The following is a 15,812-nucleotide window of genomic DNA, read 5'->3' on the forward strand; positions in this document are numbered from 1 at the left end:
GCATATACTAAAGATTAAAATGTTAATAAATACAATATATTAATATGAAAAATAATGATCTCTACTATAACAAAGAAATTGAAACAATGGATAGAGGAGATTTAGATTCTTTAATTGATGAAAAAGTTAAATACACAATAAAATATGCATATGAAAACTCTAAATTCTATAAAAAATGGTTTGATAAAAATAAAATAGAAATTAAATCTATTAAAACCCATGAAGATTTAAAAGAACTCCCAATAATAACAGGAGATACAATTAAGAAAAACCAACCCCCAGCTACTAATTTTTTCAACTTTAAATCTGCAAAAAATAAGGATATAGTTACTATTCATGAAACAAGTGGAACAACAGGAACACCAAAATCATTTTTCCTAACAGAAAATGATTGGGAGAAATATATAGAAAAATATGCACGAACTTTCAAATCCCAAGGCTTTAAATCAAATGACTATTTAATTGTTTGCACATCTTACGGAATGAACATTGGAGCAGAATCAATGAGTTTAGCTGCAAAAAAACTGAAAATTACTACAATACCTGAAGGAAAATGCACTTTCCCAATAAGAATACTTAAAAATTATAAACCAACAAGTATCGTAGGAAGTATATTTAAATTCTTAAGACTGGCAGAAAGAATGAAAGAAAATAAATTAGATCCCCAAGAATCAAGTATAAAACGCTTAATTGCAGGTGGAGAAAGTTTTTCAGAAGAATCACGAGAATATATAGAAGAAATTTGGGGTGTTAATGTATATAATACTTATGGAAGTACTGAAGGAACAATGTGTGGAGAATGTATTGAAAAAAAAGGAATTCATGTCCCAGAAGACTTAATACATCTAGATATATATAATAGTAACACTGAAACAGACCCAAATATGCGATTAGAAAATAATAGTACTGATTCCAATCTTGATTGTTCAGAATCATGCTTTTTAAAAGATGGAAAAGAAGGAAAAATGATACTAACGACTTTGCTTAGCAAAGAAGATAAAGCAGGAACATTACTTATTAACTATGATACAGATGATTCTAGTTCAGTTATAACAAGAAAAAAATGCGGTTGTGGTAGGACACATATGAAAATTGATAATCCTACAAGAGATGCTGAAACTATTACTATGTTTGGAAATAGTGTTAACAGAGTAGATATTGAAGCAGGAGTATTTCAAAGAGAAAATATGGAATATTTAACTGGAGAATATGAATCATTCTTATATGGAAATGAAACTGAAAATACTTTAAGAATATCGGTTGAATATAAAGACTATTCAAATTTAAATAAAAAAATTGTTGAAAACAATTTTCTAAGTTCATTTTTAAGAAAAAATAATGATTTAAAAGAAAAATATTATAATGACGAATTTGAAATTATATTTAACTTTTTAAAAAAAGGGAAGCTCGAATTTTATAAAATAAAAGGCAGACCAAAAAGATTAATTGATAGAAGATAAAAATTATTAAGTTTGAAAATAAAAAGAAAAATTAACTAAGATATATCTAGTGAGGAGTATAACGTCCCCTAGACTCAATTTCATGTATTTTTTTAATTATATTAATCTTTTTAAAATTAAAATCCTCAGAAAAGGTTTTATAAGTATTAATATATCCTTCTAAAACTGTATTAAAAATTTTATCAGCTATTTTATAATCAACACTTTGTAAAGATTTTTTAAAAGTTAATAAATCAACACATTTATCCTCAATAAGATTAGAATATCTACCTAAACCAAAATCAATTAAAATAACATTACCATCACTGAATAAAATATTAGAACTAGTAATATCTCCATGAATAATATCTTTTTGATGAATTTTAGCAATACTTCGACCAATAGCAAATAAAAGTTCATTTTGGTCAAATTTATTAAAATTATTAGATTCAGATGACCCTTCTAAAATATTTTTAACAGTTTCCCCCTTAATTTTCTCCATTACTATTGATTTTTCTTTTAAATCAATATCATATAGAACTGGTGAAAATACTCCTGATTTTTTAACATCAGATATTAATTTTGTCTCCCTTTTTGTTCTTGATTTTCTAATTTTATCATCAATTTCATTAATCCTATATCTTTTAGGAATCCTCTTTTTTATAATAACTTCTTTTTCTATCCAATTTCCAGTTAAAATATCAGCCTCAGCACCTTTAGCTAATATCTCTTTTGGTAATATAATTCTTGATTTTGATTGTTTAACCCATGGTGCATCAACTTCATCTGTTCTGAATCTTTGAATAACATTAGTCTCCCCGATTTTATCAGGGCCATAGCTTTTATTCATTAGTATTCCAAGCCATGCAATCATTGCACCATTGTCTCCACAATATTCCATTTTAGGCATATAAAACTTAGCAAAGTGATCCTCAGCCATATCATCTAACATTTCCCTAAGTCTTTTATTTGCAGCTACTCCCCCACATAAAAGAACTTCATCTTTTTTAGTGTGTGAAAGAGCTCTTTCTGTTACTTCAACAAGCATAGAAAATGCAGTTTCTTGGAAACTATAACAAATGTCTTCAATTTCAATTCCTTCTTTATATTTACGAATTGCTGCACTCATTAATCCAGAAAATGAAAGATCCATTCCTTTAACAGTATAAGGTAAATCAATGTAACTTCCATTTTTGGCTAATTTCTCAACAACTGGACCTCCTGGGTGTCCAAGTCCTGTTTCCCTTCCAAATTGATCTAATGCATTTCCAATTGCTATATCTAAAGTTTCACCAAAAACACGATATCTTCCATATTCATAAGCTATAATTTGACTATTTCCACCACTAACATATAAAGAAACAGGATCATTAGCAGAAGTATCAAGTTTTCCAATTTCAATGTGCCCAATACAATGATTTACTCCGATAATAGGTTTATTAATTGATAATGATAATGATCTAGCTGCAGTAGCTGTTGTTCTAAGTCCTGGACCTAATCCTGGGCCTTTTGAAAAAGATACAAGGTCAATTTCATCAAGACCTAATTTTGCTTTATCACAGGCATCAGAAATTAACTTAGGAATCCATTTTGCATGATGTTCAGCAGCTTCTCTAGGATGAATACCTCCTTTTTCTGGAAATAATTGTTTTCCAACTAATGAAAGAATATTACCATCACTATCAACAATTCCAACACCAGTTTTTTCTGCTGTTCCTTCAATTCCTAAACAAATCAACTTAATCAACCAATAATAAATTTTTTAAAATATATTTTCATATATCCAATTATAACAAACAATAATCAATAACTATTCACAAATCTCCTCAACTTTTTTTCGAATATCCTCAATTGAGTATCCTAAAAGAAGTGCCATAAGCATTGCACCACCTGCCCCAACACCTTCCTTAACAAATCCTTTTAGATAATTCTTAAGGCCTCCATTAGAAGATTCTTCAAAATTAGGATTAACAACATGAACATCTATGTCATCTATCTGAGATACTATGTTGAATAAGTCAGAAGTAGAATCGTTAGCAACAAAACTGGTTGTACCTAAACAAATTCTTGAAAAATCAAAATTTGGATCAATTGCTTTAATAAAACTGCAAACACTAGCCATTTGAGTTCCACCAGCTAAAATAACAGGGACTGTGCTTCCAAAAACCATACCTGCAACAGCAGGAATCATTGGATCTCCTACAGCAGCTACTGCTTTAAAAGGATCTATCTTTCCAATATTCCCAATACCATCTAAAATACCAGCATTAGCAAGTCCTTCCATTACAACATCTTTTTTGAGATTATGTGGATTTTCAGGCATACTACCACTAACTTTAAAATTAGCATCATATCCAAGAGCAGTTAAAACACCAAGAGCTGTTGTTGTACCTGCAGGAATACTTTCTCCAATCACAAGGTAATCATTAGACTTAGAAAGCTCCCTTCCAATTATCTTTGAATCATTGAAAATTTTTTCTGGATTTTCAACAGCTTCACCAGTTCTTATATCTTTTCCATGAATGGATTTATTAGAAGCTGTAATACAGGGGACATCTGGTTTTATTCTTGAACCTGCATCAACTATTAAAAAAGGAACATCAGTTAATTCAAGAGCAGCTTTTGTAATCATTGCAGGAGTAGGTGCTGAAGCACCATCAACAATAGTTTGAGGAGGTATATCACAGCATCTAAGTTCTCCATGAATAATTAATTCAACATCTCCTGCAGGAGTATATTCCATCAGCTCAGGAGTTGCTCCAGCACCAGTAATGTAAGGAATATTTGCTGTAGAAGTTGTAGCAATCGTACATATGAAAAAAGGTTTTTTACCTTCTATCTTTTTTAAAAGTTCAAAAGAACCATAAGATTTTAGTCCATTGAATAGTTCTGCCATTATTGCACCATTAATAAGTTTATTTCATTTATTAAATTTAGTATAAATCTAATTTTATATATTATTGTACTAATTATACTAATTCTCTATAAAAAGTATAAATTTAATTTATATTTTATAATTAATATATACTCTAATTTTATATGATGTCTAATTTCATATTATATGCAATTTTATGAAAATGTAATTTTGTTATAATTAATATAATTAATTACTATTTTAATTATAATGATCTATTTAATAAAGTAATATAATAACTATAAAGCAATATTCTCCTATAAAAATTGAAATATATTATTATAATCATTAAGACATAGATTTAAATGATTATAAATACCTATATTTAAAAAAAAGAAAAAAAATAAATTAATTTAATTATAGGCAAATATTGTATAATAAATAAAAAATATTATGAAAAAAATTTTAAATTATGAAAAAATTTTAAATATAATACATTAAATTATGATATATTAAATCTATTATAAGTTTTATAAGTTACATGAAAAACAAGCTATAAACTAATACAATCGCACCAACTATCCAACAGTAAAATGCAAATATATCCAAGCTTCTTTCTCTAATTAATTTTAATAAAATACTAATAGCTAAGTACCCTGAAATAAGAGATGCTAAAAATCCTAAAAGATAAGGTAATAAATTAGTATCCATTCCTGCACCAATTCCATCTATTTGTGTCAAAGCAGCGCCAAGAATAGCAGGAATAGCTAAAAGAAAACTAAATTTAGCTGCAAATTCTTTATCTAATCCAATTAAAAGTCCAGCTGCAATTGTAGTTCCTGAACGTGAAAGTCCTGGTAAAATCGCGAAAGCTTGTCCTATACCAACAATAATACTATCTTTTATTCCAGAGTTTTTTATATCTCTATTTCCAACATTTAAACGCTGGGAAACATAAAGTAATGTTCCTGTGATAAGTAAAAAAAATGCTGGAATTGTAACACTTTGAAATATAGCTTCAATTTGAGTATCAAAAATTATACCTACGGCACCTGCAGGAATTGTTCCAATAATAACCATCCATGCCAATCTTTTATAAGGATCATTTTTAAACCCTTCTTTAAACTTACCTCTGAATAAATCAAGTATACTAGATATAAAAGCCTTTATCATTTCAACAATATCTTTAAAGAAATATCCAACAACAGCAACGAGTGTTCCTAAGTGAAGTAAAACATCAAAAGCTATTCCTGGTTGATTAATCCCTAATAATTCTTGAACAAATATCAGATGAGCAGAACTACTTACTGGGAGAAATTCTGTTAATCCTTGTACTATTCCTACAATAACCGCTTGTAAAATATGCATTATAAAGCCTCTTAAAAATAATTCTTTAAAAATAATATTATAATATATAGCTACCTAAAAATCTTAAAATCTTTAGAATTCTAAAGATTTTCAAAATTCTAAAAATCCTAAAAGTAATTATTATCAATGTTATTATCTAGTATTCTATGTAAGATAACCAATTAAATTTATCTTCTGTTTTCCCATCAACAATGCTGAAAAACTCAGATTGTATTTTTTCTGTAACTGACCCACGTCTACCAGATCCTATTTCTATCTTGTCAATGGATCTTATTGGAGTTACTTCTGCAGCAGATCCTGAAAAAAATACTTCATCAGACAAATATAACATTTCTCTAGGGATTTTTTCTTCTAATACACCATAACCAAGATCTTCAGCTATTTTAATAACAGAATCTCTTGTAATTCCTTTCAATATTGAAGAAGATAAAGAAGGAGTATGTATGACATCATCTTTAACCAAAAATATATTTTCACCACTACCTTCACCAACAAAACCATGATAATCAAGCATTATAGCTTCATCAAAACCATTTTCGATAGCTTCAAGCTTTGCTAATTGTGCATTCATATAGTTAGCACCAGCTTTAGCTAAACTAGGCATTGTATCAGGAGCAAGTCTTCTCCAAGAAGAAACTCCAATATCAACACCGTTTTTCATGGCTTCATCGCCTAAATAAGTTCCCCATTTCCATGCAGCAATATTTACATTAACTGGACAGTTTAAAGGACTGACACCTAATTCTTTATATCCCCTATATGCTATTGGGCGTATATAACAAGATTTTAAATTATTTATAGCTACAACATCTTTAATTGCGTCTGATACTTCAGTTTTACTGAATGGTATTGGCATTTTATATATTTTAGCAGATTCAAATAATCGTTCAACATGTTCATTAAGTCGGAATATTGCACTACCATTTGGATTTTCATAGCATCTTAATCCTTCAAAGACACTTGAACCATAGTGAACTACATGAGATAAAACATGAATATTAGCATCTTTCCAATCTACAAATTCTCCATCCATCCATATTTTTCCACCTTTTTCATCCCATGACATACTTTATTCCTCCTTTTGAATTATTATTTGGATCATTATTTGAATTCTATCTAAACAAGTTTAATATTAACAAATATGGCATTAGTACTATAAAATAATGATATAAGAATAATATAAGATAATATAAGAATTATAAAATAATATAAGAATATAATAAAATTATAAAATAATTCTATTTAAAAATTCTTTATAAAAATCCTATTTAATATTAATCTTTAATTTATATAAGTTTTTTTAATTTTATTATATTATATAAAAAATCTTAAATAATAATATGAAAAAATCTTAATATAAAATAATTTTTTAATTCTATAAATCTATAAAAAATAGAAAAATTAGAAAAGTTTATATACTTGATTTTTTAAATATTTGGTATGCTATGGTTCCGTGGTCTAGGGGTATGATATCTCGCTTACAACGAGAGGATCGTGAGTTCGAATCTCGCCGGAACCACTAATTTATTTTTCTGTTTTTACATATTGAAGCTATTTTCAAAAATTTATATATTTATACTAATATAATCAACTTTTTTACCATATAATCCAGTATATTCAGTTTTTATCCTATAATTAATATTTTAATTAATATTCTATTGGCAATATTCATACTATAATATGAATATAGTTTTTACTTTTATAATATTAATTTTAAAAATGAATATTAATTATAATATTAATGTTATTAGTATTATAGAATTTTATAAGCCCAAAATAATTATAAAATAATTATAAAATTATTATAAAACAATTATCATTAAGATTAAAATTATTAAAGAAACAAAAAATACTGTAGTCCCTTTTACAAGTACTGCAGTTCCATCCTTATTTAAAACTAATACAAGCCCATAAGATAGTACTAATGATGAAAGAATTTTAACTAAACCACTTATTCCATTTGAAGTACCTGTAGCTAAAACCAGCAATGAAGATATCAAATAAGACACTAAAACAACTAAAATTATCAATACAATTGTATTATTTAAAATTGGCAAGATTCTTTGACTTAAAGGTGGCCCTTGTTTTTTAGGCTTTCTCTTAGCTAATTTAGAATCATCTCTTGATACTGAAGAATGAGTTGAATTTGAATTAGACCTCTGTTTTTTAAGACCCATACTACTTTTCCCAGAAATAAATGTAGAGTTATCCCTATAAACATTCCCCGGATTATTATTTGAATCTGTTGAATAATAATTATCATGATAGCTATCAGAATCATCATAATTATCATTCGAATTATCTCCATAGTTCTTTTTCATTTCAGAAGATTGAATATCAGGATTGTCAAATGAATCATGTGAATTAGAATCAGTATTAACATAATTATGAGAATCATGAGAACTACTAGCTTTTTTAGAAAATTTTTTAGCTAGTATCATTAGATTATCTCTATCTATAAGTTTAATATTTTTTTTAGAAGCATAATTACGAGACTGAGAAGAGAATATAGAACTAGTTACAATTACTACTTTAGAAGCCTTTAAATTTCTTCCAATCATTTCCATTTCTTTTAAAATATCTATGCCAACTTCCCATTGCTTATCATAGTTTTTACAAGCTACAACAACACTAAAATCTCCCATTACACTTGGAAGAACGCCATATATATCAATGACTTTTTGAGAAGTTTTGAAATCTTTATAAACTTTAAAACCAGATTCTTCCATCACTTTAGAAATGAAATTTACAAGTTGTAGCTTTTCCACAATCTCACCTAACTTTATAGACACTAATTAATTATTAATTATAGATAAATACTAACTATAAATAAATATTAGCTATAAATAATTATTAGTTGCTAATATATAGTACTATATATTATGTTTCTTATTAATATATTTAATTTAAATATTTAATCTATTTTTATAATATTATAATAAAAAATAAGTTAATAAAAAGATTAATAATTTAATAAAAAGAGTATAATAATAAAAATATTAGGTATAAAATTAAAATAGAATATTATCGTTTAGAGGATAATAAAAATATATAAACAAAATGAGTATAATAATAAGGTTTAAACTCCTAATATTAATTAAAAAACTATTTAATAGTTAATTTAATTTAAAAAGACTTTATTTTAAAAAAGATTCAGTTTTAAAAAAGGTTCATTTTAATTTTAAATCTTTAAGTAACCTATCTCTTTCATCTTTAAGATTATTCAAAAGTTTTTGGTCAGCACATCCTTTTTTTTCCAAATATGCAATTGTAGTTGTAATTTCTGATAAATTAGTTTCTAATTGATTTATAGGCATTTTTACTCTTCCTTTTAAATTAAAACTTTTCTATTAGCTAAAATTTTTATATTAAACTAGTATATACTATTTTTCCAATTAATAACAATACAATTAAATATAAATTATATATCAATTTATAAATTAACTTAACATAGTTAATTCATCTTTAATATTCTGTTAATAATTACATATCTTAATTAAATATTAATTCCGTGCTAAATATTAATTTGTTACTCATTATATTTAATATTTTCACTTTATAAAACAAAAAGTTTAGAATTAAAAAAATATATTGGTGTAAAATTATCAAATAGTTAATATTTTATTAGACAATTAATAATAGAATTATGTATTATAAAAATAAAATATAACTGAAATATAAATAATGTATAAATAAAATATAAATGAAATATAAAATAAAAATATTTAAATAGCTTATATCATAAAGAAATAAAATATATGATGAATGAAATTATCAAATTAAAACTTTGATAATAATATTAAATTGATAATGATATTAAAATTATAAAATAAATATTTTATAATAAATATTAGTTAATAAATATTATTATAAAATTTATTAAAATAAAATTTTTATAAAAAAGTATAAAATATAATAATTTTATTTTTATGATTATTTTTATTTAAAAGATGATAACATGAATAATAGTAACAATAATTTTCAAGTGAACAAACAATTTGCAGACTTCAAAGGAAAAGATGTCTTAATAGGTCTGAAAAACTGGGAAGAATTTGAAGGCAAAATAATAGCAATCGATAATTTCCTAAACACAGTTTTAGAAGTAGATGATGGATTAAAAGTTGTCAAAGGTGGAAAAATAGCTTTTATCTCCATGAAAGATTAGACTTAAAAGATCAATCTTAAATGATGTTTTAAATAATGATTATATTATTAAATAAATTATTATCAAATAATTATATTATTTAAAAAGATTATCTTTTAAAAGCTATAAAACAATATACAAAGTTATACAATCATAGTGAAAATATAACTAATATAACTAAATATAGCCAAATAACTAATACAGACAATATAGCATTATATACTAATATACGAATATTATAAATATGCATATATCAGCAATATATCTAATAGTGTAGTAATATGCTTAATATCATAGTATATTAATATTAAGGCTCTATATCAATTCCAAGAATATTATCTTTTTTATTATAAACATCTCTAGCTATTTCCGCACTTCCAAATGCTCCAGAAGTACTTGGAAGAATAATCATTTCAAATTTATTTTTTAAGTATTTATTTAGTTCATTTTTAAAATTAAAGGGATCTTCAATCGATCCAATTGAACCTGTTAAAACAATACCTTCAATCTTATTTTTTGATATTCCAATCAACCCCATAATTTCCATAGCTACTGTAAAAATCATAGTATCGATAGCTAATTTTGCTTTGGGATTTCCTTTTTTATAAGCACTTAACAGAATATCTTTCATAAAAGATACTTTAGTATTAATATTTGCAATTTTAACAGCTCCAGCAGTTGAAAAAGCTTCATTTGCAGTTATTTTATTTTCATCAATATTTCTAATCATTTCTAAATCAATAGGCCCATGAACAATTCCCATCGCTCCTACACAAGCATCCATAGCTCCACGTATTTTACCATTCTCGATTAATATATTAACACTATTTGAACTAATATCAGCAATAATCATATTATTCCAATTAGTAGTAAGATATGCATTATAACAAATACTTACTTTTTCAGAGCTAGCTTGATGAGAATAAGCTGCTTTAAATAAAGGATCAAGAGAAGGAGAATCTTTATGAAGACCAGGTATGACAAAGGTTGGTATTTTAGACTTTTCAATTTCACTATAAACAGAAGTTCCTCCGCCAGTTATTCTTCCAGCTCCTTCAATGGATAAAATACCTCTATTTTTAACCTTAGTAATAGGTAATATTGAATTTATCCCATCACCCATACCATAGGTTATAGCCATTAATTTAATATCATTAAGATTAACTCTCTTAGATAATTCTTCGATAGCTGAAACTTTACCTGCTTTACTGTCTTCACGATCAATTTTAAAACTTTCAATCGGTTTTCCATCACCCGCCATTATTCCAAATGAAATACCAGTAGTCCCATGATCCATTCCTACAAATACCAAAACATTCACCTTATTTCAAACATTCCTTTTATTTCAATAGTAATTACATATAATATTAATTTATATGATATATATTATTATTTTTATGATTTATTGATTCTGTATTTTATGATGAAATTTTGTTTACACAACTATCATATTAGAAAAAATAAATAATTAATATATCCTCCTTAATGTATTCTTTTTATTCCAAGCACTCTATCAAAATATTTATCAAAAGAAACTAAATTATTAATGTTATTTTCATTCATTGTTTCAATTATTGCACAGTCAGTAAATGATAGTTTAGTATTATTCTTTTTATATATCTTCATCACATTATCATTAAAATTAGGTTTATTATAATCATTAATAATATTACAATTATCTTTAATAGCATTATATGTATTAATTGCTAAATCTAAACTGGTTTTATTCCCTATAACAGTAACTATTTCATTTACTATAAGATTATTTATATAACATTCATTATCAAATATATTTTCATTTTCTAATTTCAAAGCTAATTTGTTATTTTCATCTGTTTCAATCACATAAGCTATTAAGAATGAGCTATCTAAGAATATTTTCACTTATATAACTCCTTTTTTAGATTTACAGAATTAGTTTTATAATCTAACCTTCCTTTACTCCTAATATCCTTGAAACTAGCTTTTTTTCTAAAACTAACTTCAAGTTTTCCTTTTTCATTAACAGACCATTCTACTAAATCATTTTTTCCTACATTAAATCTTTTCCTTATTTCAGAAGGTATGGCTGTTTGATTGTTTTCATATATTTTAGTTGTGACTGTCATATTAAATTCTCCTACTTAATAATATATTAATAGTTATATTTAAAATTAACAGTCATATATGATATTAATCATTATTTATTTCAAATTCTTTAAAAAGACTTATTTTATTATTATTTTTATTTTTATAAAATATCCAATACCTATATAATAATTTATTTGCTGATTATGGAAAAACAAAAAAAATAAAAATAAAGAGTAATATGAGAATGTTGAAATAGAAATAATTAAAATAAAAATGATTAAAATAAAAGTATTAAGATTTAAAAAATATTATAATAATACCAATTATTTAAAGAATAAAAAATTAGTAATAACAAATATTTATATAGTATTAAGAAAATATTAGTGAATATCTAATACAAATTTATGTATTAGATACCCAAAAAATAAACAATAAACACCTTAAGAAAGATCTCTTCAATTATCTCCTCTGAAAAACATGTTTTATTTAACAATCCTATAAATACAGCCCTAAATTGAAGTTTTCTTTCTTAAAAATTAATTATTATAGTTAAGTAATTAAACAAGATAAATAAAAAAATTAAAAAATAATAAATATGTAAAAAATATTAAAATAAAAAAGTATGAATACCTAATAACTAAATACAGAAAAATACAGTGAAATTATTTCTTCTTATTTTTGTCAAAATTAACAACAACGACTTTTTCTTCTTTCTCTTTAGCTTTTTTTTCTAATCCACAGGCTTTTCTAAGCTTAGATCCTACTTTTTCGATTTTTTCTTCACTTTCAAGTTCTCTCATTCTATTGAGCATTGGCATTTTAGCTGTAGATTCAAGAGCCCATTCTTTAGTAAATTTACCTTTTTGGATTTCTGAAAGGATTTTTTTCATTTCCTTTTTAGCATCATCATTAATAATCCTATCTCTTCTGCTTAAACCACCAAATTCAGCAGTATTACTAACATCATTCCACATTCCAGCAAAACCTTTTTCATAAATAAGATCTACAATAAGTTTTAATTCATGACAAGTTTCAAAATAAGCTATTTCAGGTTGATATCCTGCTTCAACAAGAGTTGTAAAACCTGCATTTATAAGTTCTGTGACACCACCACAGAGAATAGCCTGTTCACCAAATAAATCAGTTTCAGTTTCTTCTCTAAATGTAGTTTCAAGGATTCCAGCTTTAGATAGTCCACAAGCTTTACCCATAGCCAAAGCAACATCAAGAGCATCTCCAGTAGCATCTTGTTCAACAGCTACAAGACCAGGAATTCCAAATCCTTCAAGATAAGTTCTTCTAACCATAGAACCTGGACCTTTTGGAGCTATCATAGTAATATTTACATTTTCAGGTACTTTTATGTATTTAAAATGGATATTATATCCATGAGAGAAAGAAATAGTATTGCCTGGTTTTACATAGGGAGCTATTGATTTTTCATAAACATCAGCTTGAATTTCATCAGGAAGTAATATATGAATAACATCTGCCTCTTTAGCAGCATCTTCAATAGTTTTAACATTCATACCATCGTCCTTAGCTTTTTGCCAGGAGGCTCCTCCTTCACGTAATCCAACAATGACTTTTAATCCACTGTCTGACATATTTTGTGATTGACCCATTCCTTGACTACCATAACCGATAACAGCTACAGTCTTATTAGCTAAAGCTTTAACATCTACATCTTTGTCATAATACATTTTCATTTGAAATTCTCCTAATAATAATAAATTAAACCAGTATTAATTAAATTAAAATAAATTAAACTAAGTTAAACTGAATTAAATTGAATTAGCTTGGATTAGATTAAATTGAATTAAAATAGTAAACAATTTTAATATTATTAAACTATTTTATAGAATTTATCACATCATAATTATAATTTTTTTATCATATATAATTAACCATGTTATAATTTAAGTATATAAAGGATGAGTTATCAAATATAATAATAGATATAAATGATTATTTTTCAATTTTTCTTAATATATTTTTCTTGATATAAGTATAGTATTATACTAGATATCATCGTATTATATTAAATAATATTAGATAAGTAATATTAGCTAAAATAATTGTATTTAATAGATTTTTATTATGTATAGTTTTAAAATAAAGCTAATAATTCCATATAATTTTAAAAATAAATCTAATAATTTTAGATTGAGCAAATCTAGTATTTTTAAATTCTATATTAAATAAACCTAATATTTTTATAATGCTAAATAGATTTATAATAATTTTATAATGTTAAATAGCTTTATAATATTTTATAATAACTTTATAATAATTTTATAGCAGTTTTATAATAGTTTTATAATAATTAGTAGTTTTATAATAATTTTATAAAATGATTATAAAATGTTATGATGATTTAATATAGAATTTAAAATCCTATTTTAAATTTATTTAATAATAATTATTTAATTATAATCTCAATAAATCAATTATTAATAATTAAAAATAGTCTATTAAACAAATTATGAAGAATTAAAGCAAAAAAGTGAAATTAATGAGTAATGAAATTGAAGAAAGAAAAGAAAATAATAAAAATAATATATCAATAATCACAGGAGATCCTAAAAAGGCTATAAGAAAGTTATCCTGGCCTATAATGGTATCAATGCTTGTTACATTTGCATATAACTTAGCTGACACTATCTGGGTAGCTGGACTTGGAACAGAATCTTTAGCAGCATTAGGATTTTTCATGCCAATATTTTTAATAATAATCGGACTTGGAAATGGTATTGGAGCAGGTGCCAATTCACTAATTGCTAGATCTATTGGTGCTAAAGATAAGAAAAAAGCAGATAATACAGCCATTCATGGTCTTTTAATAACATTAATAATATCTATTATCGCGCCTATAATACTCATATTCTTTTTAAATGATATCCTTCTTTTAATGGGTGCTGCATCTGTAGCTAGTCTTACAGCAGAATATGCTAGAGTAATATTAGCAGGACTAATTGTTTTATTATTTTCATCAGTTGGAGCTAGTATCCTTAGATCAGAAGGAGATGTAAACAGGGCCATGAATGTTATGGTTATAACAGCTGTTTTAAATATAATAATAGACCCAATCTTCATTTATATCCTTAATTTAGGATTAGCTGGAGCAGCTTATGCTACGTTATTATCATCTTTTATATCCTCATTTATAATATTCTATTGGTTAATTATAAAAAAAGATACTTACTTAAATCTATCAAAAGAAAGTTTTAATTTTGACCTTGGAATTATTAAAGAAATAGTATTTATAGCTATTCCTGCAACATCAGAAATAATAATATTCTCAATAGTTTCATTAGTAATAAATTTTATGCTCTCATTTATTGCAGGGCCATTGGGTGTTGCTGTATACACTGCAGGATGGAGAATAGTCAATTTGGCAATGATTCCACATATGGGACTTGGAACTGCTACATTAACTGTAGTAGGTGCAGCATATGGTGCTAGAAAATTTAAAAAGTTGATAACTACTTATAATTACTCTGTAAAATTTGGATTATCTATTTCAATAGTAAGTAGTATTATAATATTCGTATTTGCCCCACAAATTGCTATGATATTTAGTTATTCTGAAACAAATTTAATACCTGCAATTAGTGACTTTTTAAGAATATTATCTATATTTTGTATAGCACTTCCATTAGGAATACTATCATCATCTACATTTCAAGGACTTGGAAAAGCATTTATATCCTTAACTCTTACAATTCAAAGAGCATTGGTTTTTGAAATTATTTTCATGTATATATTTGCATTTGTATTAAATATGGGAACTGCGGGTATTTGGTGGGGTCTTTCATTAGGAGGATTAGTAGGTTATTTAGTTAGCTATATATACACTAAAATTTATCTTAGAGAGGTAAAAAAGGTATATATCGATTGAAACAAGAACTAAAAATAGAAATAATACTAAATAAAA

At 25.3% G+C, this 15,812-nt stretch carries 13 protein-coding genes and 1 tRNA gene; 4 read left to right on the forward strand and 10 right to left on the reverse strand.

What is annotated here, in order from left to right:
* Positions 1 to 44: 44 nt before the first annotated feature.
* A complete protein-coding gene (gene ftsA, locus MarbSA_RS05820; RefSeq protein WP_221061146.1) occupies positions 45 to 1,460 on the forward strand; it encodes a coenzyme F390 synthetase in 1,416 nt (471 codons plus the stop codon).
* Positions 1,461 to 1,506: 46 nt separating this feature from the next.
* Here ftsA and MarbSA_RS05825 read toward each other — a convergent pair whose 3' ends face one another.
* The 4 genes from MarbSA_RS05825 to ilvE form a co-directional block, all read right to left on the reverse strand.
* Positions 1,507 to 3,186 carry a bifunctional N(6)-L-threonylcarbamoyladenine synthase/serine/threonine protein kinase gene (locus MarbSA_RS05825; RefSeq protein WP_221061147.1) on the reverse strand — a complete coding sequence of 560 codons (1,680 nt, stop codon included), beginning with the start codon at positions 3,184 to 3,186 and terminating at the stop codon, positions 1,507 to 1,509.
* Between the two features lie 63 nt (positions 3,187 to 3,249).
* On the reverse strand, positions 3,250 to 4,335 hold the full coding sequence (gene cobT, locus MarbSA_RS05830) for a nicotinate mononucleotide-dependent phosphoribosyltransferase CobT (RefSeq protein WP_042702618.1): 1,086 nt from the start codon (positions 4,333 to 4,335) through the stop codon (positions 3,250 to 3,252).
* 495 nt (positions 4,336 to 4,830) lie between these two features.
* The gene (locus tag MarbSA_RS05835; protein WP_054835790.1) at positions 4,831 to 5,661 is read right to left on the reverse strand and encodes an undecaprenyl-diphosphate phosphatase; all 831 of its coding nucleotides are present in this window, start codon (positions 5,659 to 5,661) and stop codon (positions 4,831 to 4,833) included.
* Between the two features lie 136 nt (positions 5,662 to 5,797).
* Positions 5,798 to 6,727, reverse strand: coding sequence for a branched-chain-amino-acid transaminase (ilvE, locus tag MarbSA_RS05840; protein WP_221061148.1), 930 nt, complete (start codon positions 6,725 to 6,727; stop codon positions 5,798 to 5,800).
* A 381-nt stretch (positions 6,728 to 7,108) separates the two neighbouring features.
* On the opposite strand from ilvE, the gene MarbSA_RS05845 reads away from it, so the two are divergent.
* Positions 7,109 to 7,180 (forward strand) — tRNA-Val (locus MarbSA_RS05845).
* A 283-nt stretch (positions 7,181 to 7,463) separates the two neighbouring features.
* Here MarbSA_RS05845 and MarbSA_RS05850 read toward each other — a convergent pair.
* Both MarbSA_RS05850 and MarbSA_RS05855 read right to left on the reverse strand, forming a co-directional pair.
* Entirely contained in the window at positions 7,464 to 8,429 is a 966-nt protein-coding gene (locus tag MarbSA_RS05850; protein ID WP_042702626.1) for a restriction endonuclease, read from the reverse strand.
* A 402-nt stretch (positions 8,430 to 8,831) separates the two neighbouring features.
* Positions 8,832 to 8,978 carry a hypothetical protein gene (locus MarbSA_RS05855; RefSeq protein ID WP_221061149.1) on the reverse strand — a complete coding sequence of 49 codons (147 nt, stop codon included), beginning with the start codon at positions 8,976 to 8,978 and terminating at the stop codon, positions 8,832 to 8,834.
* Positions 8,979 to 9,619: 641 nt separating this feature from the next.
* Here MarbSA_RS05855 and MarbSA_RS05860 point away from each other — a divergent pair.
* Positions 9,620 to 9,826: an LSM domain-containing protein gene (locus MarbSA_RS05860; protein WP_042702628.1), complete on the forward strand. Its 207-nt coding sequence runs from the start codon at positions 9,620 to 9,622 to the stop codon at positions 9,824 to 9,826.
* A 286-nt stretch (positions 9,827 to 10,112) separates the two neighbouring features.
* On the opposite strand, the gene MarbSA_RS05865 is transcribed toward MarbSA_RS05860, so the two are convergent.
* The 4 genes from MarbSA_RS05865 to ilvC form a co-directional block, all read right to left on the reverse strand.
* Entirely contained in the window at positions 10,113 to 11,117 is a 1,005-nt protein-coding gene (locus MarbSA_RS05865; protein ID WP_221061150.1) for a methanogenesis marker 12 protein, read from the reverse strand.
* Positions 11,118 to 11,287: 170 nt separating this feature from the next.
* Entirely contained in the window at positions 11,288 to 11,689 is a 402-nt protein-coding gene (locus MarbSA_RS05870) for a type II toxin-antitoxin system VapC family toxin (RefSeq protein WP_054835085.1), read from the reverse strand.
* A complete protein-coding gene (locus MarbSA_RS05875; protein ID WP_054835086.1) occupies positions 11,686 to 11,913 on the reverse strand; it encodes an AbrB/MazE/SpoVT family DNA-binding domain-containing protein in 228 nt (75 codons plus the stop codon). Before MarbSA_RS05875 ends, MarbSA_RS05870 begins: the two co-directional genes overlap by 4 nt.
* 624 nt (positions 11,914 to 12,537) lie before the next feature.
* Positions 12,538 to 13,584, reverse strand: a complete 1,047-nt coding sequence (ilvC, locus tag MarbSA_RS05880; RefSeq protein WP_054835087.1) for a ketol-acid reductoisomerase — start codon at positions 13,582 to 13,584, stop codon at positions 12,538 to 12,540.
* A gap of 818 nt (positions 13,585 to 14,402) precedes the next feature.
* On the opposite strand from ilvC, the gene MarbSA_RS05885 reads away from it, so the two are divergent.
* Positions 14,403 to 15,776, forward strand: coding sequence for an MATE family efflux transporter (locus MarbSA_RS05885; protein WP_432420124.1), 1,374 nt, complete (start codon positions 14,403 to 14,405; stop codon positions 15,774 to 15,776).
* Positions 15,777 to 15,812 lie beyond the last annotated feature (36 nt).

The organism is Methanobrevibacter arboriphilus, from assembly GCF_019669925.1.
In the GTDB taxonomy this organism is placed as follows: domain Archaea; phylum Methanobacteriota; class Methanobacteria; order Methanobacteriales; family Methanobacteriaceae; genus Methanobinarius; species Methanobinarius arboriphilus_A.